Genomic DNA, 24,171 nt, shown 5'->3' with positions numbered 1-24,171 from the left:
TCTTCACCTCGATTGATTACCAGTCTGTCATGTCATGTTCTTCAGCAAATTTCTTTGCTAATCCGTCTAATTTTTCAATATAAGCTGGAATTTCGTTAGCATCATCTATTCTTGCACCACTTGCTAATGGATGACCGCCACCTTGATATTCTTTAGCTAATTCGTTGATCACAGGGCCCTTTGAGCGTACTCGTAAACGATATGTACCATCTTTTTGTTGTACAAATACTGTCCAACAAATTGTAGTATTAATTTTACCTAGAAGTGGCACTACCGCAGATGTTCCTGCATCGCCCAAATCAAATTCTTCGATCTTATCATGATTTAATATGATGTAAGCTGCATTATTTTTAGTAATTTTCATATTTTCATACACATAAGCAGATAAACGAGCCACGGGTAAAGTTATACTATCTAAGCGACGATTTATCTTGCTAGTATCAATACCAGTTCTCATTAGAGAAGCTACTACTTCCATTGTATGTGCAGTTGTTGCATCATACATAAATCTTCCAGTATCACTGGAAATACCAGCATATAGTTTTTCAGCAACCTCAGCAGTCAATTCTAATTTTCCTTCTGAAGCTAGAATTAAATCATGGATAATTTCTGAGCAACTTGAAGCATTGGTATTAACTAAGCTTAAGTCACCATATTGGTCATCATTAGGATGATGGTCAATCTTAATCAAAAAATCACCTTTATTATATCTATCATCATCCACTCTTGGTGTATTAGCTGTATCAGTAACAATTACTAAAGCATTCTTGTAAGTTTCATCTGGTAAATCTTCATTTTCAACTGTAATCCAATTTAATCCAGGAATGTTTTTCCCTACTTGATATACCTTCTTTGCGGGAAAGCTTTGCATAATAGCTGTTGCCAATCCACCTTGTGATCCATAAGCATCTGGATCTGGATGTTGGTGGCGATGAATAATAATCGTATCATACTCTTCTATTTTTTGGATTATTTCTTTTTCTACTGTCATTTTAAGACTCCTCGTATTTCACTATTCTACCTTACTAAGTATACCGATTATTTACTATAATTACAAAATTATTCAATTTAAAAATCCTTGCATCAACAGCATCAGTACTGTCAAATACAAGGATACTAACTTTCAATATTAATCTTCAGCAGCTTGAATTGCATCTAAAATTATGCTTAATTGTTCTTTTTCTGCTTCTGCTTCTTTATGTTTCTTCTCATACTCCTCGAGTAAGTGTCGGCCTCGTGCCGAATTATTTATCTTTTCACAAACATCTTTTAACTCGCTTGCCTTTTTCTCAGCTTCTTCATACTCATGTTGTATGTCGAGTTTATTGCCCATGATAAAGTCCTCCTAAAATCTAATTGACCTAAATAAAATATCATGTTTCAATCAAAAAGTGAACCTTTTTATTTTACTTTTTGGTTACAAAATTTTAAATACATCATCCATTTTAATATGTTCAATATATAACTTGCACCAGATATTTTAATAATCACCTCGATTATATTAGTCATCCTCCCTATGATACTATTATAACAGCTTTTTTGAAACCGAATACATTAAATTAAAACAAAAGAACTAAAGATATTCTCATATCATCTTTAGTTCTTTCTCTACATTTATTTTACTTCTTTTTCTAATTTTTGAACATCTCTTGCAATCATTAATTCTTCATTGGTTGGAATTCTTAGTACTTTAATAGTGGAATCATCGCCTGAAATTACTCCTGCTGAACCATGCTTACTATTTTCTTCTTCATTAATTGTAATTCCCAAATATGCTAAACGTTCCATGACTAACTTTCTAATTGGTGTTGAGTTTTCCCCGATACCAGCAGTAAATACAATCGTATCAACGCCACCCATTTCAGCTATATATGAACCGATATATTTAACAACATTTTTTACAAAAATATCAACTGCTAGCTGGGCTCTCTCATTATCATCTGCTGCCGCTAAAACATCACGCATATCTGATGAAACTCCTGAAATACCAATTAAACCAGCTTTATGATTTAAAATATCTATCATTTCAGAACTATTAATTTGTAATTTTTCCATCATGAAAGAAACTAATGATGCATCAATATCACCTGCACGTGTAGCCATTGTAATTCCTGCTAATGGCGTGAATCCCATTGAAGTATCAAAAGACTTTCCATTCATTGTTGCACAAATTGATGCACCTGCTCCCAAATGGCAAGTTATAATTTTTAAATTTTCAAATGGTTTGTCTAACAATTTAGCAGCTTCATGAGCTACATAGCGATGACTTGTACCATGTGCCCCATACTTTCTTACATGATATTTTTCATACCATTCATATGGGATAGAATACATGTAATTTGTTTTAGGCATTGTTTGATGATATGCAGTATCAAATACAGCTACAGACACTGCATTTGGCAATAATTCCTTAAATACTCTAATACCAACTAATTCTGCAGGATTATGCAAAGGCGCATATTCAGCCAATTCATCAATTTTATTCATAACATCTTCATCAACAATTACAGATTTATCAAAGTATTCACCACCAGCAACTACACGATGTCCAACCCCTGTAATTTCATTAAAATCATTAATTAATTTTAATTCTTTGAATAAGCTCAACAAAACATGTACAGCTTGATTATGATCTTTCAATTCTCTTTGCTCATCATATTTTTTACCATCATATTTAATAGTAACACGAGAATTATCAATTCCAATACGGTCAAAAAGCCCTTTAGCTAGGACTTTTTCATCAGGCATTGCAAATAATTTAAATTTTAAACTTGAGCTTCCAGAATTTATTGAAAGAATTTTTTCCATACCAACACGACCTTATCTTATTATTTAACCGTTTACATTATATACTATAACAGATAAATATATTTATTTCATTTTAAATTTTTTATACAAATCAATAAAATTTAATTAAAAGTCTATATTTTGTACAATGCTTTATCAAATAAAAAAAGCAAAAGACTTCGTAAATCTTCTGCTTCTAACGATCTTACATATCCTCTACTACTAAGTAAGTACAATCTAACGGTCCATGAACCCCTACAACTAATTCCATTTCAATATCACCAGAATTAGAAGGTCCTGAAATAAAGTTAATCGCTGAGGTTTCTAATTCTTTACTACCTAGTCGTTTTTCATAGTTTTCTACAGCTACTCTAGTAGATGGAACTAAACCACTTTTAGGAACTAATGCCAAATAGTGCGTTGGTAAGAAGTTAAATCCTCTTCCTTGTTCTGGACTAACAGTAACAGTAATAGTCCCTGTATTAGCGATTAAATAATCAGCAAACCCTATTGCAATATCAGCATCATTTGCCAAATTTTCGTTTTCCATCCTACTTAAATCATTTGTCCAATAATCAACTTTTTCAGCTCCAGAATTATTTAACCATCCTTTTAAATGAAATTTCTCCCATTTTTCATCGCTAAAACTAGGTAACATTAATTTCTTAGCTTCAATCTTTTCAATATATTCTTTTAAAAATCTAGCTAATTCATCTTTCTTCTTAATAATCACTTTAGCATTAACAGATTCTGAGTTTTCTTTAGCTATTTCTAGCAACTCATCATTACTCTTGTTTATTAATACTTTATCAGGTAAATCATTTAAAGGCTTAAATTCTTTTACTTGATGGCGAGGACGGCCAGCTTTTTTAGAAATTCTATTTAAAAAGGCTTCTCTATTTTCTTTGCTATTTGCTTTATCTAATAGTTTACTCATCACCCTTTTCCCCCTTTTGTCTAATACTTACTACTGACTCAACTGGTTGATGATTCTTATACCAATTTCTGAAGTTATCTTTACTCTTAGGGGGAACTGGAATATCACGGATATCAGACCATCCTTTAACCAATTTAGGTGCAATTTTCGGTAACTTCTTAATCTTGCCATTTTCATAAATTGTTCCATCAACATCTTGATCATTTTTTGCTTTTCCAAACATGCCTAAGCCAGCATGCTCCATTTTTAATGCTGATTGGAATAAGAATGGAGAACCTGTTCCCATACCAATTACTTTCATAATTAAGTTAGTCATACTATGATCCATATGCTTTTTGTCCATCTCTACAATTCGATGTTTCCTAATCAAATTATGTAGCGGAATTTTAACTGGACAAGTTTCTGTACATGCAGCACACAAAGAACAAGCATATGGCAAATCTTCAAATTCTTCATAGCCACCTAAAATAGGCGATAAAACTTTCCCTAATGGTCCAGGATAGATAGATCCATATCCCTTACCACCAATATGACGATATACTGGACAAACATTCATGCAAGCACCACAACGAATACATTGCAAAATTGGTTCAAATTCAGTTCCTAATGCATCCGAACGTCCATTATCTAAAACAACTACCCAAAAATCTTCAGGTCCATCAACTTCACCTTCAACTTTTTTACCAGAAAAAGTACAATATGTTGTTAATTTTTGTCCTACAGCTGAACGAGCAAGCATGTTATCTAAAACTTCAGCTTCTTTCATAGATGGAACAATTCTTTCCATCCCCATTACTACAACTTGAGTTTTAGGTAAAGCCATTGTTAAATCAGCATTTCCTTCGTTTGTATCTAAATTAATGATACCTTTATCAGCTACGGCAAAATTACATCCAGTTATTCCAAAATCAGCTTTCATAAAGTAGTCGCGCAAGTATCCTCTAACAAAACGAGCTTCATGTTGAGGGTCATTGTCTCCGGTATAGCCCAATTTCTTAAACTCTTCTTGAACTTGATCACGATTTTTATGTAAAGTTGGAAAAACAATATGTGTAGGCTCATCCCAGTTATCTTCTTGCAAAATAAATTCTGCTAAGTCACTTTCTAAAAGATTAACCCCATCTATATCTAATAAAGTTTTGTCTAAGTCAATTTCAGTAGTAACCATTGACTTGGATTTAACCACATTTTTTGCTTTTTTCTCAATTACTAATTCTTTAATAAAATTACGTGCTTCTTCCTCAGTTTGAGCAAAAAATACATGGCCACCTTGTTTTTCAACATTTTGCGAAAATTCTTCTAAATAATCAGGAAGATATTTTAAAACATGCTGTCTAATTTGTTCAGCCAAATCACGCCATTCATTCCAGTTTCCCATTTCACGTCTTGCTTTTGTTCGTTTAATAAATTGAGCGTCTTGGGCCTTAGCGACGGCAGCTTGCATAAAATGATCGCTTTTTGCATCTTCAATTCTTTCTAAATATGGCTTATCGCTAGTTGAAATTCCCATTTAAAACACCCCTTCTCCATTAGCTGGTACAACAACATGATCTGTATCCTTAATATATTTAATTCTATTTATATCAACATTATGGTTTAATACTTCAGCAATATGCATCGCTTTTATCTTATATCCTAAACGATTCATTCTACCTACAATATTCATCAAGCAAGATTCTTCTGTTCCAATTAGGATCTCAGCATCTGTATCAACAATATTCTTAACTTTTTCATCAACCATTTCTACTGAAAGTTCTGGTCTTTTAGCTGAGAAAGTACCACCAAATCCACAACATAACTGTACATTCTTTAAAGGAACTCTTTCAATATCTTTTACATGATCCAATAATACAAATGGAGCTGTTCTTTCGCCTATCAAACGCGTCATATGGCATGAACGATGGACAGTTACTTTAGCATCTAATTCCGCACCACAATCTACGACTTTTAAAACTCGGTAAATAAATTGTGTAAATTCATAAATTTTGCTATCTATTTCTGCGGCTTTAGGACCATACTCAGGATCATCTTTAAAAATATCCTTATATTCTTTAATCATAAAAACACAAGAACCCGAAGGACCAACAATGTAATCAGCATCAATGCTTAGTAATGCATCAATTTCATTCTTAAACGTTTTCATACTATCTTTAGAATAGCCACTATTATATGTTGGTTGCCCACAACAAATTTGTTTTTCAGGTAATACAGTTTCACAACCCAAACGTTCTAAAACTTCTACCATCGCCATCCCTACTTTAGGAAAAAGTAAATCAACTAGACAAGTAGAAAAAATACAAACTTTTATTTTTTTCATAACACCTGACTTCTAGATTGAAGTCAGCCACCTCCTTTTAGAACGATTCTAACTTAAATTCGCTTTCATTATAACTCTTTATTTCACAAGTGTCATTAGAAAAAAAGTACATAATTTATAGTTTTTTTCAAAAAAATTACTCTTAATAGATAAATTTCAATAGTTGTTTTTTACAAATAACTTCTATAATCACTGTTAAATCAGTCATACTTAAATTAAAGCACAAAAAAATAGATATAGATAAAATTTATTTAAACTAATAAATTATATATCTATATCTAAAATTTAATATTTTATAAAGTTCAATATTTAACAATCTATATTACTTAAGATTTTTTTGTAAATTAGAATGATGCATTCCATAAACTATGTATACTACTACACCAATAATAAACCAGTATAATGAATACTCTTTAGCTTCGATATCCAATCCTAAGAACACAATTAAAGCACCGATAAATGCTAATGCTGGTAAAACTGGATATAATGGCATCTTAAATCCTGGAACTGGTAAATCTTTACCTTCACGAGGTCTTAATGCATAAATACCCAAAGAAACAAACATGAACGCAATCAATGTTCCGGCAGAAATTAATTGTGATAACACTTGGAATGGGAAGAAAGCACCTAATATTACAGCAATAACTGTTAGAACAAAAAGTGCATGATTAGGCAAGTTGTTTTCATTTAAAACACCTAACCATTTAGAAAGCAAGCCATCACGTCCGAATGAATAAAGTAAACGAGAACCCGCCATCATCATTCCAATCAAAGCTGTAAACATTCCGAAAACTGCAATTGCTTGTACTACTGAAGCAATAACACCATGACCAGCTTTACGTAACGCCCAACCAACAGGCTCAGCATTTCCAGCATAACTAGAGTATTTAAACATTCCTACTAATACTAAAGCAACAGCCACAAATAAAACAACTGCAATTAACAATGAACCTAAAATCCCTCTCGGCATGGTCTTAGATGGATTTTTAGCTTCAGCAGCATTTGCAGCTATTGAATCAAATCCGATATAAGATAGGAAAATAGATGAAACACCTGCATATATTCCTTGCCAACCACCAAAATGAGTACCATCAGCATTTAAACGATGTTCTGGAATGAATGGAACATAATTACTTGCTTTAACTGCAGTAGCACCAACTATAATAAATAGAATAATAGCAAATACTTTCAAAATAACTAAAGCATTTTCTACTCTAGCAGCTTCTGATACACCTCTAGATAATAGAAATGCAACTAAAAGAATTACAACTAATGACATTAAGTCAACAATACCACCATTGGTTCCAAAAGGATTAGATAAAGAAGCTGGTAAGTTGAAACCTATTGGTGCCAACAAACCTCTAATATTAGCACTAAATCCAGAACCAACGAATGCTACAGCAATAAAATATTCAGCTAATAATGCCCAACCAGCAATCCAACCGAAAAATTCACCAAAAACGACACTTATCCATGAAAATGCTGAACCAGCAAAAGGCATGGCAGAGGACATTTCTGCATAAGCGAATGCTACCAAGCCAGCAACAACCGCAGCAACCAAGAATGAAATAGCAACAGCAGGGCCTGCATAATTAGCTGCTACAACACCAGGTAGAGTAAAGATTGAAGTCGAAACAATCGTACCGACCCCTAATGCTAAGAAATCCTTTACGGTTAACACTTGAATTAAATGTGCATCTTTCTTTTGATAAACACTAGGGTCTTCTTTAGCAAACAATCTTTTAAAAAAATTCGCCATATCTTTTTCCTCCTACTTTTAATAATGTTAGAATTATAACAAAAGTATGAGAAAAGGTCAATCTAAATAATAATTTTTTCATATTCTATTTTGATAAATACATTTTAAGTAGTTAGTCATATTAAAAAAACGCCATCTTATCAAGAAAGCGTTTCATTAATAAAGTATTAGAATCTACAAGTAATTTTAAAATTCAAAATCATTTTTAAATAACATATAATATAAAAATATAATTGGCGCCCCTACTAATAATATCGTATATTTTACAAATCCATATACCAATACTATCAAGTAGTGAGTACTGCTTTCACGAAAAGCATTATCTCTATCCTCAGCAGTCTCCAACCAATCTTTTTCTTCTCTACGATTACTGCGACGACGATATTTAATTTCATCTTCATTTTCTTCACTATCGTCTATCTCATCTACATATTTCATTTTTTTCAATTTGTCATTTCTATATTTTAAAAATATATATGGGAAGAATAAGAAAAAGTTACTTACCAAAAAATACTCTGTTAAATATTTCCATGAATCAGTATTCATTATAACTGCTATTGCCATCAAGACGATAAAGGGAGCTAGTACTCGCAATAACGCTACCCCATATAACTTTAAAGTTTTCATACTTTCATCAATTCCCCTTCAAAATTTGATTAAAAAGCCAATAGGTTATTTCTCAACTTTTAGGTAACATAATATATATAATAGAATATTTCAAATAATGTCAAGGAAAGTATAAAAAAATATTAGTTTTTTCGCCAAAAACTAATATTCTTTACCATTATTTAAAAATTATCGAGCAATGATAACGTCACATTGAGCAGCTCGTGTTACATAATCTGTAACTGCTCCTACTAATACACGCTCAACTGGATTCAATCCTGTAGGTCCCATAACTATCAAATCTGTTTGATGATCAGCTGGGAATTCTCTAGCAATAACCGTTCTTGGTGAGCCAAAACGTGCATGAACCTCAACATCTTCTAAGCCTTGTTCTTTAGTCTTTTCTAATAGTTCATTCAAGTACTTATCAACATCCTCAAATGTTTGATAAACAACATCACCATTAGCATCGACCATTCCACCAAAACTTACAGAAAATTGCTTTAAATCAATAACATTTAAGATATCTAAATGTGCGTTATTTCTTTTGGCGATTTCAGTTGCAGTTTGTAATGCCTTTTCTGCTGCTTCAGAACCATCCACTGGGGTCAAAATTCTTTTGTAGTGTTGAACTTGATTCATAATCGCTCACTCCCTTGCATCTATATATAGATTTCTCTATATGTACATTATATCATTAAATGCAAGCGTTGTCGTCACATAATTACACTATCCACAATTAATTCAAAAATCTTTCAAACTAGCATGATTTAGATAGTTTCGCGAACAATTTCTAATTCTTACTAACTTATCTATCAAATCATGATCTTCAACTGCATATGTATTAATTTTTTCTAACATCTCATTATATTCTTTAATCCCTACTTCATTCCTAGCTTCTGCTTTTCCAACCCTAATTAGAGTATTTAAAATTAACTCTCCCCTATTTTCATCCCCCGACATTACAAATTCAATTCCTCTTTGTGCCTCATATAGATAAGTTCTTGCTCGATTATAACAATAATTAGTTTTATCTTTCATTTCAGTTTCTCCTCTCTTTTATGTACACGCTTACAATTTAAACTTTACTTCAAAAATAACCTTATTTCAAGATCAAATCTTTTTTTAACTAAAAAACCTCAACCTGTTAGAAAAGTAATTTTTCAACAAGTTAAGGTTTAAAATACTATATATTATTTTTCTTCTGTACTTTTTACATCTTCGCTTTTTTCTTCAGTACTGTTTTCTTCTTCAGTTGTTGCTTCCTTATTTTCATCAACAACAGCTTTTTCTTCTGTCTTAATAGTTGTAGCAGGTGAAAGAACTCTCCCAATTGCATTGATATCAAAAACTAAATAAACTCCGTCACAATCTAAAGTAACTGTTTTATCTTCAGTATTGATGGAGTCAATCACACCATGTAAACGACCAATTGTAACAACCTCATCGCCCTTTTTTAAATTATTCATCATTTCTTGATGTTGTTGTTGTTGTTTACGTTGTGGACGAATCATAAAGAAATACATCATCACAAACAACAATACAAACATAAAAATTGTATAAGTTGAACCCATTTATATTCACTCCTAAAAAAATTGTCTATATCTACTGTATCAAAAATATTAACAGTTTACTAGCAAATTTAGAAATTTCTCTTACTTTCATTATATCCATATTCTTCAAAGAAATATTCTCTAAATTCTAATAAGTTGTCATTCATAATAGCTTCTCTAACTTGTTTCATTAAATTAATTAAGAAATACAAATTATGGTAACTTGTTAAGCGTAATCCAAATGTTTCATCTGCTTTTAATAAATGACGAACATAAGCTCTAGTGAAGTTACGACATGTGTAACAGTTACAATTATCATCTATTGGAGTAAAGTCACGTGCATACTTAGCATTTTTCACAACTAAGCGTCCATGTGATGTCATACATGTACCGTTACGAGCAATTCTTGTTGGCAATACGCAGTCAAACATATCAACTCCACGAATTACCCCATCAATTAAGGCATCAGGTGAACCAACGCCCATTAAATAACGTGGTTTATTTTCTGGCAATAATGGTGTTGTAAATTCTAGAACATTATTCATTTCTGCTTTTGATTCACCAACTGATAATCCACCAATTGAATAACCTGGAAAATCTAATGATACTAAATCTCTTGCGCTTTGTTGACGTAAATCCTTATGCCCCCCACCTTGAACAATTCCAAACAATCCTTGACGGTCAGGATACTTATGAGCTTTCAATCCACGTTCAGCCCAACGACTTGTACGCTCAACAGATTTCTTTATATAATCGTAGCTTTCAAAGAAAGGTGGACATTCATCAAAACTCATGATGATATCTGCTCCTAAAGCATTTTCAATGTTAATAGCTTTTTCTGGTGATAAGAAGAGTTTTTGTCCATTTAAATGATTGCGGAAATATACCCCTTCTTCTTTAATGTTTCTCAAATCAGCTAAAGAAAACACTTGAAAACCACCTGAATCAGTTAAAATACCTTTGTCCCAATTCATAAATTTATGTAAGCCACCAGCTTCTTCAACTAAATCCTCACCTGGTCTCAACCATAAATGATATGTGTTAGATAAAATAATGTTAGCACCCATTGCATCTAATTCTTCTGGTGCAATTGATTTTACTGAAGCTTGTGTCCCTACAGGCATAAACATTGGCGTTGGAAAAGTTCCATGAGGAGTTATAATTTCTCCTAATCTAGCCCCTGTATGCTTTTCTTTTTTTATCAAACGATATTTAATTGCTGGTTCTACTGCCATATAATCCCCCTAATATTATTTAATAAACATTGCATCGCCAAAACTAAAGAAACGATATTTTTCTTCAACAGCATGCTTATAAGCATTCAAAATATTTTCTCGTCCAGTAAATGAAGCAACTAGCATTACTAAAGTAGACTTAGGTAAGTGGAAGTTAGTAATGAAAGCTTGTACTACTTTCCATTCATAACCTGGTTTGATAAAGATATCTGTCCAACCGCTATCTGCTTTAATTTCACCATTATATTTAGTACCAATAGTTTCAAGAGTTCTAATACTTGTTGTACCTGTTGCAACAATACGTCCACCATTTTTTCTAACTTCGTTTAAAGTTGCAGCTGCTTCTTCAGTTAAACGATAGAATTCACTGTGCATCTTGTGATCTTCAATATTTTTTTCACTAACTGGACGGAATGTTCCTAGTCCTACGTGTAAAGTCAAATAAACTAGTTTTACACCTTTTTCTTCAATTTTATGCAATAATTCTTTAGTAAAATGTAATCCAGCGGTTGGTGCAGCTGCAGATCCGACTTCACGTGAATAAACGGTTTGATACATTTCTGGATTTTCTAATTTTTCCTTGATGTAAGGTGGTAATGGCATTTCTCCTAATTTATCTAGAATTTCCATAAAGATTCCATCATATTCAAATTCAATTAAACGACCACCATGTTCCAATTCTTTAGTAACTGTTGCTTTTAAAGCTCCATCGCCAAAGGAAATCTTTGTACCAACTTTAGCACGACGCGCAGGCTTAACTAAAGTTTCCCATTCATCACCATGTGTATTATTTAGTAATAAAACTTCCACATGACCACCAGTTTCCGGTTTTACACCATATATTCTTGCTGGCATAACACGAGAATCGTTCATAACCAATGCGTCACCAGGATTTAATTGATCAATTACATTATAAAAATAATCATCTTGATATTCACCAGTCTTACTATCTAGAATCAACATTCTTGATTGATCTCTTTCTTCAAGCGGTGTTTGTGCAATCAAACTTTCTGGTAAATCATAATCAAAATCTTCTGTTGTTAAATGTTTCTCTGACATCTCTCTTAACCTTCTTTATTATATTTTATTCCCAAATGTTCATAAGCAGCTAATGTTACAATTCTGCCTCTTGGAGTTCGTTTAATAAATCCTATTTGCATTAAATATGGTTCAATCATATCAGCAATAGTATCACTTTCTTCACCGATATTAGCAGCAATAGTATTTAAACCCACTGGACCTCCATCATACAATTCAATCATTGCTTTTAGTAGTTTTCTATCAGTTCTATCTAAGCCTACTTTATCAACTCGCAACAAATCTAACGCAAATTGTACAATTTCCGTATCAATCTTGTCTTTATGCTTAACTTCAGCAAAGTCTCGGACTCGCTTTAAAAGACGATTAGCAACACGTGGAGTCCCACGAGAACGACGTGCTATTTCATGAGCACCCTCATCATCAATTCCTGTACTTAAAATTTGGGCAGACCTTTTAATGATTTGTGATAAGTCAACTTCATTATAATACTCCATATGACCGACAATTCCAAATCTAGCTCTTAATGGAGCAGACAAAAGCCCAGCTCTGGTAGTAGCTCCTACTAAAGTAAAGGGTGGTAGAGGAAAATGTACAGGATGTGCAGTTGGACCTTGACCAACAATAATATCAATAAAATAATCTTCCATTGCTGAATACAAGATTTCCTCTACATTTTTTGGCAAACGATGAATTTCATCAATAAATAAAACATCGCCTGGTTCTAATTCATTCAGTAAAGCTACTAAATCTCCGGGTTTTTCAATAGCCGGACCGGTGGTAGTCTTTATTTTAACGCCCATTTCATTAGCAATTACTGTTGCTAAAGTTGTTTTCCCTAAACCAGGAGGACCATATAGCAAAACATGATCTAATGATTCTTCCCTTTGCTTTGCAGCCTGGATATAAACACTAATTTCGTCTTTCAATAATTTTTGACCAATATATTGATCAAAAGTTTGGGGACGTAAGGATTGTTCATTTAAATCTTCACCTTCAAAACTATCACCAGAAATTATTCTCTCTTCATCATACATTGAAAAAAGCTCCTCCTTTCCTCTAATTTATTAGAACTATTAACTCATTAATAAACGCAAACCTTGTCGTAGATAATCATCTGTTGACTTACCGTCATATTTTTCAAGTTTCTTACTAATTCTTTTAACTTCTGTTTTAGTATATCCTAAAGCACGTAATGCTTCCAAACTTTCTTTCAAATATGGTGAAGAAGCATTTAAATCTAAATCTAAGTTATCTTGTCCAGTTAACATATCGCTATCAACATCTGATAGTTTACCTTTCAAATCCAAAATAATTTGTTTAGCAGTCTTTTTACCGATACCTGGAAACTTCGTCAAATATCCATCATCATCGCTGTTAATTGCATTAATCAAACCACGATTATCATCATTAGCTAGAATTGCCAATGCACTCTTAGGTCCGATTCCAGATACATCTAAAAGTTTTAAAAATAATTGTTTCTCTGAACTATTTTTAAACCCATATAAGCTTATATCATTATCTCTAACTGCTTGATAAACAAAAACTTTTTGTTCTGCATGCTCATCTTCTTCATATTTGAAAGGATTAGCAACATAAACTTGATATCCTACTCCATTTACATCAACTACAATATAGTACGGTGTTACTTCGGTTATTACACCTCTTAAATATTCATACATCTGTAATTCCTCACTACTAATCTTCTTCTAAAATTCCGGTATGATGAGGGTCTTGAATTCGTTTAAACATGTGCTCCAGATCTTTATTGGAAAGTTTCACCAATACTGGACGACCATGTGGACAGTTAAAAGGATTTTCACAAGTCTTTAACTGTTCTAAAATCGATTTAGCTTGCTTATCATCTAGATGATGGTTTGCTTTAATCGATCTTTTACAACTCATCATAATTGCGGTTTTTTCTCTAAATTTAGCGATACTTAATTTCCTATCTTTTAAGAAATAGTCTATCATTTCACGAATAATTGACTCTTCTTGCCCTTCTTTAAACCAAGTAGGATGTTGTCTAATAATATAAGTATTTTGTCCAAAATCTTCTAAATATATACCTAGTTCTTTCAATTTATCCACATTTTCATTAATAATCAATGAATCGGTTGTTGGATACGTTAAAACAATTGGTACTAACAAATTTTGTTGAGTTGGAGATACTTTTCCTATCTCTTCACGATAATACTCATATTTTACACGCTCTTGTGCAGCATGTTGATCTACAATATATAATCCCTCTTCGCCTTCAGCAAATAAGAAAGTTCCATGCATCTGGCCAATGTAGCGTAAAGTTGGAAATCTCGGTGCATCTTTTCTTTCGTCATCCACTGATCCACTTTCTTCTACTATAGATGTAACTTCCGTTTCTTTATTCTGAGATTGATATTTTTCATCCCACTCTTTTACTCTATCAGATTTTAAATCTTGTTTATCTTTAATAATTATCGGACTAAGCTCTACTTTAGTTTCTTCCTTTATTTTTTCATTAGTTTGAGTTTGACTCTCATCTTTAGTCAGTTTTTCTCCAACTAATGCTGCTGTCACTTCTGGTGTTATTCCTGTTCGATGCTGTTTAGTTTGATATTGTTTAGAGGCTTCATTTAGTCCTACTTTTAATTGCTCAAAGTCTAATTTTTCCTTAGTCTTACTTTTAATATTTTGCAACCCATCAGGAATTAGATTTTCTTGACCAATTCTTTCAAAAATAGTCTTCTTAATAAATGTAACTAATTCATCTTCCTTACTAATTTTTATTTCTTGCTTTGTAGGATGAACATTAACATCTACTAGAGTAGGATCTAATTCTATTGACAAGACCGTTATCGGATAACGACCCGTCATTAATTTTGAACCATACCCTTCAATTACTGCTTTAGTAAGTTGAAAGTTCTTAACATAACGTCCATTTACCAACAAACTAATATAATTTCTTGACGCTCTTGTTAATTTAGGTAAAGAAGTATAACCACTTATTTTAAAATCTAGATTAGCATCCTCAAACTTTACCATTTGACGAGCATTTTGAACTCCGTAAATTGCACCTATTGTTTGTTGCAAGTTTCCATTCCCTGCAGATTGTAATAATTGACGTCCATTATTTGTTAACGAAAGTGCTACGTCAGTATGACTCAAAGCTAATCTATTTACAATATCACTAATATACGACAATTCTGTTTGAACAGATTTTAAATACTTTAATCTTGCAGGTGTATTATAAAATAAATCTGAAACCGTAATAGTAGTACCTTCACGACTTGCGCTTAGTGTTTTTTCAAGTACTTCTCCACCCTTGATATGAATTTTAGTTCCTGCTTGACCAGATACAGCTGTTTCCATCACTACATCTGAAACAGAGGCAATACTTGGTAAAGCTTCTCCTCTAAAACCTAATGTATGAACTTTAAACAAGTCTTTTCTATCGATAATCTTACTTGTTGCATGACGCTTAAAGGCTGTTTCAACATCTTCAGCCTCGATTCCATTCCCATCATCAATAATCTGAATTGATTTTAATCCAGCATCTTCAATAATTATATCAATCTGTTTTGCCCCAGCGTCAATAGAATTTTCAACTAGCTCTTTTACAACAGATGCCGGCCTTTCAACTACTTCTCCGGCTGCAATTTGATTAGCCAAAATTTCTGAAAGTTCGTGAATTTTAGCCATAATCTATCACTAACCTTTCTTATTGAGTTCTTTTTGCCATTTGAAAACAATATTCATTACATCCATTGGTGTCATTCCCATTAAATTAGCATTCTTAATTTCTTTAAGTATTTTACTTTGATTAGAATCTAAACTTACTGCTTCGGGTTGGAACAACGACAACTGTTCTTCTTGAATCTCCGAAGTTTCATTTTCATTTTTTTCTTCAATATGCTTTTCTTCAGTGTAACTTTCTGTTGATTCTACAGTAAAATCATTCTCACTCTCTAATTTATTTAAAATGCTGTCAGCACGCTTTAAAAGTTTATCTGGCATACCAGCTAGCTTAGCAACATGAATCCCATATGATTTATCAGCTGGACCTTCCTGCATTTTATGCAAGAAAATCAACTCACCATTTTTTTCTATTGCACCTACATGGACATTTTGTAATTTATCCAAACTTTCATCCAGAATTGTTAATTCATGGTAATGAGTAGAGAATAAAGTTTTAGCATGGATATTATTGTGTACATACTCAATTATTGCTTGAGCTAAAGCCATGCCATCATAAGTAGCAGTTCCTCGACCAATTTCATCAAACAATAACAAACTATTTCTAGTTGCATTCATTAAAGCAACATTTGTTTCTTTCATTTCCACCATAAATGTTGATTCACCAGAAATTAAATCATCTGCCGCTCCAATACGTGTAAAAATTTGGTCAAATATTGGCATCTTAGCAGATTTAGCAGGTACAAAACACCCAATCTGTGCGATAACTACAGTTAAAGCTAATTGTCGCATATACGTACTTTTACCAGACATATTAGGCCCTGTTATCAAAAGTACATCTAAATCATCATCCATTTTAATGTCATTTGGAATATAACTCTGCTTACCCATAACTTTCTCAACCACTGGATGCCAACCATCCTTAATATCTAAACTATGATTGTCAGTAGTTAATTCTGGTTTCACAAAATGTCCCTGCTCACTTACAGTAGCAAAACTTTGCAAAACATCTAATGCAGCTACAGCACCTGCTAATTCCTGGATACGCTGAATCTCATCTTTTATTTGATCACGAATACCAGTAAAAATCTTGTATTCTAGCTCTTTAGCTTTACTTTCTGCTCCTAAAATTAGTGATTCTTTTTCTTTCAATTCAGGAGTGATAAATCTTTCAGCATTAGTTAATGTTTGCTTACGTTGATATCTATCTTCAGGCAATTTACTCAAATTTCCCTTAGAAACTTCAATGTAGTATCCAAAAACTCTGTTGAATCCTATCTTTAAATTATTTATTCCAGTTGTTTGACGTTCTTTAGCTTCTAGTTCTGCTAACCATGCTTTACCATTTTTCATAGCATCTACGTATTCATCTAACTCTTTGCTATATCCAGACTTTATCAAATTACCATCAGTCACAGAAATTGGTGGTTCGTCTTCAATTGCTTGTTCAATCAAATCCGCAATATCTTCAATTGGATCCAATTTGTCAAAAATTTCATCAAATGTACTATCATTATTTAATTCTTGAATAATATATCTAATTTGTGGAATATGTTCCAATGATGTTCTAAGTTGGATTAAATCCCGACCGTTAACACTACCAAATGCAACCTTTCCCGCTAATCTTTCTAAGTCATAGACATTAACTAATTCTTCCTGAAGTCCACTTCTTTCAAAATAGTGGGTTAATAAATTCTCAACCATTGATTGTCTAGCTTCTATTTCTTTTAAATTAATCAAAGGTCTGTCAATCCATTGCTTTAATAGACGACCGCCCATTGCAGTTTTAGTTGAATCCAGCAACCACAATAACGCTCCTGATTTTTTCTGAGTACGAAGATTTCTTAATAATTCTAAATTTCTTTTTGCATGATAATCCATCTTTAAATATTGTGATGGCTCATAATGTACTGCTCGCTGTAAATGTGATAAAGCACGTTTTTGAGTAATTTTCAGATAGGTAATTAAATGTTTAATTACTTCAATTTCGACACTATTCTCAACATCTTGACTAGCAAAACTTACTTCTGAACTATCTTCTGTATCATTTTGTTCAGAAATTAAAATCTTAAGATTCTTAATTTGATTTAAAACTTCATCGTTTACACTTGAGTCAACCACAATTTCTTTCGTTCTAAGACTGATTAACTCATTTAATATTGTGTCAATTGTATTTAACACAGATACTTTAAGTTCACCAGTTGATAAATCAACATATGCAAAACCATATTGATTATTTTCAAAATGTAAAGCTGTTAAATAATTATTTTCCTTAGCTTCACCTGCGGATTCATCAATTATTGTCCCCGGTGTTACCAGCTGAATGACCTCACGCTTTACCATCCCTTTAGCTTGCTTAGGATCTTCAACTTGTTCACAAATGGCAACTTTATAACCTTTATCTACTAAAATATCTATATAATTTTGTGCAGCATGATGAGGTACACCACACATTGGAATTGGATCAACTGCTTTTTTATTGCGTTGTGTCAATGTCAATTCTAAAATTTGAGATCCTTTAATTGCATCATCATAAAACATTTCATAAAAGTCACCCAAACGATAGAACAAAAAGGCATCGGGATATTGCTTTTTTATCTGCATATATTGTTCCATCATTGGTGTTTGCTTTGTTTTCTGAGGCATTCTTTCTAAAGTCCTTTCTAAAAATATATTTATTTATACGTCCAAAATTTACGTGCAAGTATAATTTTAACATGTTTTTTTATTAATTGCTTTCAATTAATTAACGAAAACTTACTTCACGATACTTAAAAAGCCGAGAAGATAAAATTCTCCTCAGCTTCATTAATTACTTAGCATATTCAACAGCTCTTGTTTCTCTAATAACTGTCACTTTAATATGACCTGGATATTCTAACTCATCTTCAATCTTCATTCGAATATCTCTAGCCAAAACAGTTGCTTCTAAATCGCTAACCTCATTTGGTTGAACAATAACTCTAACTTCTCGACCAGCTTGAATAGCGTAACTCTTTTGAACACCCTTAAATTCGTTTGAAATATTTTCCAATTTTTCAAGACGGTGGATATAATTTTCTAATGATTCACTACGAGCACCTGGTCTAGCAGCTGAAATTGCATCAGCCGCAGCAACTAAAACAGCTATTACGGATTTAGGCTCTGTGTCTCCATGATGCGAAGCAATTGTATTGACAACTGTCTCACTTTCATTATATTTCTTAGTGAGTTCTACACCAAGTTCGACATGTGAACCCTCAATCTCATGATCAACAGCTTTACCAATATCGTGTAATAATCCTGCACGTTTCGCCAATATGACATCTTCGCCTAACTCAGCAGCTAGTATTCCTGAAATTTTTGCAACTTCAATTGAATGATTCAAAACATTTTGACCATAACTTGTACGATAATTTAATCTACCAACAGTCTTAATCAAGTCTGGGTGCATTGAATGAATTCCTAGGTCAAAAATAACTTCTTCACCTATTTCACGAATTTTTGCATCCATATCCTTAGTAGCCTTATCAACCATTTCTTCAATTCTTGCTGGATGAATTCGACCATCCTGAATTAATCTTTCTAAGGCCATTTTAGCAATTTCTCTTCTAACTGGATCGAAACCACTTAAAACGACTGCTTCTGGCGTATCATCGATTATTAAGTCAATTCCAGTCAATGTTTCTAAAGTACGAATATTTCGACCTTCACGTCCAATTATTCTACCCTTCATCTCATCATTTGGAAGATTTACTACAGATACAGTTGTCTCAGATACCATATCTGCAGCACTACGTTGAATAGCTTGAGCGATTAAACTCTTAGCTTTTCGGTCAACTGTAGCTTTAGTTTCTTCTTCACTTTCCTTAATCATTACCGCACGCTCATGAATTAATTCTTCCTTAGTTTCATTCAAGATTAATTCCTTAGCTTCGGGTCTTGTCAATGCTGCAATTTCTTCAAGTTTATCTTGTTGCTCTTTTACTAACAAAGATGCTTGTTCTTTTTGCTTAGTTACAACTTTTTGATCAGAATCTAATTGTGCTTCTTTTTTCTCTAAAACGTCCTCACGTTTATCTAAAGCAGTATCTTTTCTATCGAGAATTTCTTCTCTTTGTAACAAGCGATTTTCCTGACGTTGAATTTCAGATCTGCGTTCCTTTAGTTCACTTTCTATTTCAGAACGGTAACGATGATTTTCTTCTTTAGCTTCAATAATCGCTTCCTTCTTACTTGCAGCAGCTTCTTTTTTTGCTGTTTCAATGATACCAGTTGCTGTTTGGGTTGCTACATCTAAAGCTTGTTCATAACTACGCTTACGATAAGCTACCCCCAACGCAAAACCGATAACTAAAGTCGCAATGGCGATGGCGAGGATTGTAATTGCTATAATCACACTTGCACCTCCACACCATTATTTATATTTAAAATGTCTATACTAATTGATGTCATTGATTAATACACACAATAATATTTTAATGTTTGTTACATGCTTATGTCAATAATTACTTCTTTTCCCTCGAAAATAAACGACTTAAAAGTAAAACTTTCAAGCCGTTTAAATAACTAATTATTCGTCACTATCATTTACATCTAAAGATACTTCTTCAGAATCATCTATATCTGCAGCCTTGTCATCCATAGCAGATTGAGTAGTATTCTTATCTTGAGATTCAGGTACATTTCCATTTTCATCCGGTATACCGTATGCTTCTCTGACTTTGATATTAATTTCATTCATCTCGTCTTCATGTTCACTAAGATATTCCTTAGCATTTTCACGTCCTTGACCTATTCTTGTATCTCCATAAGAGAACCAAGAACCACTCTTGTGAATGATATCCTTTTCAACAGCCATATCCAGTAATTCACCAGTTTTAGAAATACCTTCACCATACATAATATCAACTTCAGCTACTTTGAATGGTGGAGCAACCTTATTTTTCACAAATTTAATCTTAGTTCTATTACCAATAATTTCAGATTTTGCCTTAATTGCTTCGGAACGACGCACTTCCATTCTAACAGTTGAATAGAACTTCAAAGCACGACCACCAGGAGTTGTTTCGGGATTTCCAAACATAACCCCTACTTTTTCACGAATTTGGTTAATAAATATAGCTACCGTCTTCGTCTTATTGATTGTACCTGAAAGTTTTCTCAAAGCCTGTGACATCAAACGAGCTTGCAACCCAACATGAGAATCACCCATTTCACCTTCAATTTCAGCTTTAGGTACTAAAGCGGCTACTGAGTCAACAACAATTATATCAATTGCACCAGATGAAACCAAAGCATCAGCAATTTCTAAGCCTTGTTCACCAGTGTCTGGTTGTGAAAGTAGTAATTCATCAATGTTTACTCCCAATGCAGTAGCATATGCAGGATCCAAAGCATTTTCAGCATCGATATATGCTGCTGTACCACCACGTTTTTGAACTTCAGCAACTGCATGTAATGCAACTGTTGTCTTACCAGAACTTTCTGGACCATAAATTTCAATAATACGTCCTCGTGGATAACCACCTACACCTAATCCTGCATCAATAGCAATTGAGCCACTAGAAATAGTAGAGATCTTTGTATCTACCTTTCCTCCCATTTTCATAATGGAACCCTTACCGAACTTTTTCTCAATCTTTTTTAAAGCTGCATCTAAAGCTTTTAATCTTTCTTCAGGTTGATCGCCTTGAACTTTATTTTTGTCATTAGCCACTTACAATTCCTCCTCGTTTCATCTTAATATAAAGAAGAACTTTTACTCTATTAATCATACTGATTTATACGGTAAATATCAAGAGAATCGAACTAAAGTTCACAAAAATTCTTCTTCAAAAATAAATTACGCAAAAATCTTTGTAATTCAAAAAAAATGTGAGAAGAACAATTCTTCCCACATAATCAAAAAATTATTTTCCAAATGAATCGCTGAAAATATCTTTACTATGATAAAAATAATCAATACCGGAATAAACTGTAAAGAATAAGCAAATATATAATAAAATTTCACCTATTGGAATACTTACAGCTGCAAAGAATACATCGTTTAAGAACAAGAATAAAATTGAAAACATTTGTGTAAAAGTCTTAATTTTTCCTGGCATTGCAGCCGCTATTACTTCTCCATCATTTTCAACTACAATTAATCTTAAACCTGTTACTGCAAGTTCACGACATACGATGATTGCTGCAATCCAAGCTTGTACCTTTCCCATTTGCACCAAAATAATAAATGCCGTCATAACTAACATTTTGTCAGCCAAAGGATCAGCAAATTTACCAAAGTTAGATACCAAATGTCTGCGACGAGCAATCTGTCCATCAGCAAAATCAGTAATTGAGGCTACTGCAAATATAATTGCACCCCATAATGATGTTACAGGAATTGTTGTTCCTGCAATTATCACATCACCCCAGTTTAACGGTAATAATAATACTAACATGAAAACTGGAATCAATAAGATTCTAATGATTGTCAATTTGTTAGGTAAGTTCAAATTAATCACTCCTTAATATAAGGGAGTGAATATCCACTCCCTAAGTTAACGTTATTCATTAGCAACGTTAACCGTAATTTGACGAACAGTTAATGTGCTGTTTTCTTTTAAGAAATCAAACTTTTTACCATTGATTGTAATATTAGTTACATTTGAATTACCTAAACTAATATTAAAACTTGTAGTACCTTCTGGCAATGTTACTGTATGAGAAGCACCGTTTTGTAATGTACCTTGCCAATTTGCTGTACCGTTAACTGAGATGCTGCTCCATGCAGAACCACCTTTAGAAGTAAACTTAATCTTATTCTTCTTAGCAGGGCTTGTTAATGAGTAAGTAAATCTTGAACCACTAACAGCTGTATTAGTAATCTTTTGTCCCTTACTGCTCTTAGAAGATTCACTGCTAGAACTACTTTCTTTCTTACTTGAACTACTGCTTACTTCTTCAGAAGAAGACTCTTTCTTAGAAGATTTCTTTGATGAGGATACATCTGATGAAATAGACACATTTGTACTTGAAGCAGCTTGGTTAGCTTCCTTTTTATTTCCAGCAACTACAAAGTATATGGAACCTATAATGATAACCACAACCCCAACAATAATGATTGTTGGTAAATAATGCATAAACTTATCAAAGCTTTGACTAACTTGACTTGGAGTACTTGATTGTTGTTGTCTTCTAACTGCTTCTGTTCTTGTTTTAGCCTCTGTTGGCTCTTCTTCAGTTTCTTCGACTTTCTTCTTACCGGCTTGTTCATCAAGTTCTGATAATAATTTATCTGCTTTTATACCAACTGTATCAGCATATTGTCTGATAAAAGCACGAACATAGAAATCTCCCGGAAGTGCATCAAAGTTATTTTCTTCAATCGCTATCAAATATCTTTTTTGGATTTTGGTAATTTGTTGAAGATCATCTAAAGTATAATGCTTTTCATTTCTAGCATTTTGTAAAGTTTTTCCAATATCAGTCATTGATACTCTCTCCATAATCTAAAATCTATTGTTTTCGTATAATAGTATAGCATACTACAATAAAAATATTAATGCTATTTTTATTGTAACCAACCACCCGTCACATATATTGTCTGCCCTGTTAGATACTCTGCTCTATCTGCTAATAGACAAGTTACCCAATAACTTATTTGATCAGGTTGTGCCAGTTTTCCCATTGGAATATCCTCTGCCACTTGTTCTTTCACATCAGAAGAAAACATATTGTTCATTCTAGTATCGACTGCACCTGGAGCTACAACATTTACTGTAATTCCTAATGAAGCTACTTCTTTGCTATAGGCTTTTACAAATGCACTCAAAGCACCTTTAATCGTACTATATCCAACTTCCATGGCACTACCATATCCACCATAAACAGAACCTATAAATACTATTCTCCCTAAACTAGAACGTGCTAATTTTTCCTCTAGCTTTTGCAATAGGAATAAAGGATATCTAAGTTGCATTGTTAACATTTCATCAAATTCTTCCATTTTTAACTGGTTAAACAATCCGTACTTAGTTGTTCCTTCAGCAAAAATAACAGCATCTAAACTAAAAACTGAATTAGTCAACTTATCTATTTCAGAAATTTTCGACATGTCACTTTGAATGATTAAAAATTCTTGCTTACTATATTCACTATCTAGCTTATTATATAATCTTTTAACTTTCTCATAAGAATTATTATAATGAAGATATAATGACCAACCTTGGGCAGCTAAATCATTAGCTATTCTTGATCCTATATCTCCTGAAGCACCTAATATCAAAGCCCATCGCATTATT

Annotated in this window: 22 protein-coding genes; all 22 read right to left on the bottom strand. The window is 32.8% G+C overall.

Annotation, left to right across the window (positions count from 1 at the left end; translation table 11 throughout):
- Nucleotides 1–16: 16 nt before the first annotated feature.
- Nucleotides 17–991, bottom strand: a complete 975-nt coding sequence (locus NOU10_RS00790) for a bifunctional oligoribonuclease/PAP phosphatase NrnA (RefSeq protein ID WP_034983702.1) — start codon at nucleotides 989–991, stop codon at nucleotides 17–19.
- A 138-nt stretch (nucleotides 992–1,129) separates the two neighbouring features.
- Complete coding sequence (locus NOU10_RS00785) at nucleotides 1,130–1,333, bottom strand: hypothetical protein (RefSeq protein WP_081538098.1); 204 nt, start codon at nucleotides 1,331–1,333, stop codon at nucleotides 1,130–1,132.
- A 281-nt stretch (nucleotides 1,334–1,614) separates the two neighbouring features.
- Nucleotides 1,615–2,808, bottom strand: a complete 1,194-nt coding sequence (locus NOU10_RS00780; RefSeq protein WP_255905768.1) for an acetate/propionate family kinase — start codon at nucleotides 2,806–2,808, stop codon at nucleotides 1,615–1,617.
- 184 nt (nucleotides 2,809–2,992) lie between these two features.
- Nucleotides 2,993–3,724 (bottom strand): lactate utilization protein C, encoded by a 732-nt coding sequence (locus NOU10_RS00775; protein ID WP_087118343.1) that lies wholly within the window; start codon nucleotides 3,722–3,724, stop codon nucleotides 2,993–2,995.
- Entirely contained in the window at nucleotides 3,717–5,234 is a 1,518-nt protein-coding gene (locus NOU10_RS00770; protein WP_004564379.1) for a LutB/LldF family L-lactate oxidation iron-sulfur protein, read from the bottom strand. Before NOU10_RS00770 ends, NOU10_RS00775 begins: the two co-directional genes overlap by 8 nt.
- Complete coding sequence (locus NOU10_RS00765; protein ID WP_003700546.1) at nucleotides 5,235–6,041, bottom strand: (Fe-S)-binding protein; 807 nt, start codon at nucleotides 6,039–6,041, stop codon at nucleotides 5,235–5,237.
- Between the two features lie 322 nt (nucleotides 6,042–6,363).
- The gene (locus NOU10_RS00760) at nucleotides 6,364–7,800 is read right to left on the bottom strand and encodes an APC family permease (RefSeq protein WP_003700547.1); all 1,437 of its coding nucleotides are present in this window, start codon (nucleotides 7,798–7,800) and stop codon (nucleotides 6,364–6,366) included.
- A 186-nt stretch (nucleotides 7,801–7,986) separates the two neighbouring features.
- Entirely contained in the window at nucleotides 7,987–8,427 is a 441-nt protein-coding gene (locus NOU10_RS00755) for a hypothetical protein (RefSeq protein ID WP_003704690.1), read from the bottom strand.
- 168 nt (nucleotides 8,428–8,595) lie between these two features.
- Complete coding sequence (locus tag NOU10_RS00750) at nucleotides 8,596–9,048, bottom strand: universal stress protein (protein ID WP_003700550.1); 453 nt, start codon at nucleotides 9,046–9,048, stop codon at nucleotides 8,596–8,598.
- Nucleotides 9,049–9,150: 102 nt separating this feature from the next.
- Entirely contained in the window at nucleotides 9,151–9,447 is a 297-nt protein-coding gene (locus NOU10_RS00745; RefSeq protein ID WP_003700552.1) for a hypothetical protein, read from the bottom strand.
- A gap of 152 nt (nucleotides 9,448–9,599) precedes the next feature.
- A complete protein-coding gene (gene yajC, locus NOU10_RS00740) occupies nucleotides 9,600–9,980 on the bottom strand; it encodes a preprotein translocase subunit YajC (protein WP_255905767.1) in 381 nt (126 codons plus the stop codon).
- A 68-nt stretch (nucleotides 9,981–10,048) separates the two neighbouring features.
- Nucleotides 10,049–11,194 carry a tRNA guanosine(34) transglycosylase Tgt gene (gene tgt / locus NOU10_RS00735; RefSeq protein ID WP_255905766.1) on the bottom strand — a complete coding sequence of 382 codons (1,146 nt, stop codon included), beginning with the start codon at nucleotides 11,192–11,194 and terminating at the stop codon, nucleotides 10,049–10,051.
- Between the two features lie 15 nt (nucleotides 11,195–11,209).
- On the bottom strand, nucleotides 11,210–12,253 hold the full coding sequence (gene queA, locus NOU10_RS00730) for a tRNA preQ1(34) S-adenosylmethionine ribosyltransferase-isomerase QueA (protein WP_003700557.1): 1,044 nt from the start codon (nucleotides 12,251–12,253) through the stop codon (nucleotides 11,210–11,212).
- Between the two features lie 5 nt (nucleotides 12,254–12,258).
- The gene (ruvB, locus tag NOU10_RS00725) at nucleotides 12,259–13,269 is read right to left on the bottom strand and encodes a Holliday junction branch migration DNA helicase RuvB (protein WP_160996021.1); all 1,011 of its coding nucleotides are present in this window, start codon (nucleotides 13,267–13,269) and stop codon (nucleotides 12,259–12,261) included.
- Nucleotides 13,270–13,308: 39 nt separating this feature from the next.
- A complete protein-coding gene (gene ruvA, locus NOU10_RS00720; RefSeq protein WP_003700560.1) occupies nucleotides 13,309–13,914 on the bottom strand; it encodes a Holliday junction branch migration protein RuvA in 606 nt (201 codons plus the stop codon).
- A gap of 16 nt (nucleotides 13,915–13,930) precedes the next feature.
- A complete protein-coding gene (gene mutL / locus NOU10_RS00715) occupies nucleotides 13,931–15,910 on the bottom strand; it encodes a DNA mismatch repair endonuclease MutL (RefSeq protein ID WP_255905765.1) in 1,980 nt (659 codons plus the stop codon).
- A 9-nt stretch (nucleotides 15,911–15,919) separates the two neighbouring features.
- The gene (mutS, locus tag NOU10_RS00710; RefSeq protein ID WP_255905764.1) at nucleotides 15,920–18,550 is read right to left on the bottom strand and encodes a DNA mismatch repair protein MutS; all 2,631 of its coding nucleotides are present in this window, start codon (nucleotides 18,548–18,550) and stop codon (nucleotides 15,920–15,922) included.
- Between the two features lie 166 nt (nucleotides 18,551–18,716).
- Nucleotides 18,717–20,282: a ribonuclease Y gene (gene rny, locus NOU10_RS00705; protein ID WP_223688594.1), complete on the bottom strand. Its 1,566-nt coding sequence runs from the start codon at nucleotides 20,280–20,282 to the stop codon at nucleotides 18,717–18,719.
- A gap of 174 nt (nucleotides 20,283–20,456) precedes the next feature.
- Nucleotides 20,457–21,602, bottom strand: coding sequence for a recombinase RecA (gene recA, locus NOU10_RS00700; RefSeq protein WP_003700567.1), 1,146 nt, complete (start codon nucleotides 21,600–21,602; stop codon nucleotides 20,457–20,459).
- 193 nt (nucleotides 21,603–21,795) lie between these two features.
- Nucleotides 21,796–22,383 (bottom strand): CDP-diacylglycerol--glycerol-3-phosphate 3-phosphatidyltransferase, encoded by a 588-nt coding sequence (gene pgsA, locus NOU10_RS00695; RefSeq protein WP_003706586.1) that lies wholly within the window; start codon nucleotides 22,381–22,383, stop codon nucleotides 21,796–21,798.
- Between the two features lie 51 nt (nucleotides 22,384–22,434).
- Nucleotides 22,435–23,361 (bottom strand): helix-turn-helix domain-containing protein, encoded by a 927-nt coding sequence (locus tag NOU10_RS00690; RefSeq protein ID WP_004564371.1) that lies wholly within the window; start codon nucleotides 23,359–23,361, stop codon nucleotides 22,435–22,437.
- A gap of 80 nt (nucleotides 23,362–23,441) precedes the next feature.
- Entirely contained in the window at nucleotides 23,442–24,167 is a 726-nt protein-coding gene (gene ymfI / locus NOU10_RS00685; RefSeq protein ID WP_255905763.1) for an elongation factor P 5-aminopentanone reductase, read from the bottom strand.
- Nucleotides 24,168–24,171 lie beyond the last annotated feature (4 nt).

This window comes from Ligilactobacillus sp. MP3 (assembly GCF_024436335.1).
GTDB lineage: Bacteria > Bacillota > Bacilli > Lactobacillales > Lactobacillaceae > Ligilactobacillus > Ligilactobacillus salivarius.
The sequence above is the reverse complement of the archived record's forward strand: the minus strand, read 5'-3'. Positions and strand labels throughout refer to the sequence as shown.

Coding starts and splice junctions, on each gene's coding strand:
- NOU10_RS00745 (WP_003700552.1), bottom strand. CDS start 9,447: ATGAAAGATAAAACTAATTATTGTTATAATCGAGCAAGAACTTATCTA.
- mutS (WP_255905764.1), bottom strand. CDS start 18,550: ATGCCTCAGAAAACAAAGCAAACACCAATGATGGAACAATATATGCAG.
- ruvA (WP_003700560.1), bottom strand. CDS start 13,914: ATGTATGAATATTTAAGAGGTGTAATAACCGAAGTAACACCGTACTAT.
- NOU10_RS00755 (WP_003704690.1), bottom strand. CDS start 8,427: ATGAAAACTTTAAAGTTATATGGGGTAGCGTTATTGCGAGTACTAGCT.
- ymfI (WP_255905763.1), bottom strand. CDS start 24,167: ATGCGATGGGCTTTGATATTAGGTGCTTCAGGAGATATAGGATCAAGA.
- mutL (WP_255905765.1), bottom strand. CDS start 15,910: ATGGCTAAAATTCACGAACTTTCAGAAATTTTGGCTAATCAAATTGCA.
- NOU10_RS00690 (WP_004564371.1), bottom strand. CDS start 23,361: ATGACTGATATTGGAAAAACTTTACAAAATGCTAGAAATGAAAAGCAT.
- NOU10_RS00790 (WP_034983702.1), bottom strand. CDS start 991: ATGACAGTAGAAAAAGAAATAATCCAAAAAATAGAAGAGTATGATACG.
- NOU10_RS00785 (WP_081538098.1), bottom strand. CDS start 1,333: ATGGGCAATAAACTCGACATACAACATGAGTATGAAGAAGCTGAGAAA.
- NOU10_RS00750 (WP_003700550.1), bottom strand. CDS start 9,048: ATGAATCAAGTTCAACACTACAAAAGAATTTTGACCCCAGTGGATGGT.
- ruvB (WP_160996021.1), bottom strand. CDS start 13,269: ATGTATGATGAAGAGAGAATAATTTCTGGTGATAGTTTTGAAGGTGAA.
- NOU10_RS00775 (WP_087118343.1), bottom strand. CDS start 3,724: ATGAGTAAACTATTAGATAAAGCAAATAGCAAAGAAAATAGAGAAGCC.
- tgt (WP_255905766.1), bottom strand. CDS start 11,194: ATGGCAGTAGAACCAGCAATTAAATATCGTTTGATAAAAAAAGAAAAG.
- NOU10_RS00760 (WP_003700547.1), bottom strand. CDS start 7,800: ATGGCGAATTTTTTTAAAAGATTGTTTGCTAAAGAAGACCCTAGTGTT.
- NOU10_RS00780 (WP_255905768.1), bottom strand. CDS start 2,808: ATGGAAAAAATTCTTTCAATAAATTCTGGAAGCTCAAGTTTAAAATTT.
- NOU10_RS00770 (WP_004564379.1), bottom strand. CDS start 5,234: ATGGGAATTTCAACTAGCGATAAGCCATATTTAGAAAGAATTGAAGAT.
- queA (WP_003700557.1), bottom strand. CDS start 12,253: ATGTCAGAGAAACATTTAACAACAGAAGATTTTGATTATGATTTACCA.
- yajC (WP_255905767.1), bottom strand. CDS start 9,980: ATGGGTTCAACTTATACAATTTTTATGTTTGTATTGTTGTTTGTGATG.
- NOU10_RS00765 (WP_003700546.1), bottom strand. CDS start 6,041: ATGAAAAAAATAAAAGTTTGTATTTTTTCTACTTGTCTAGTTGATTTA.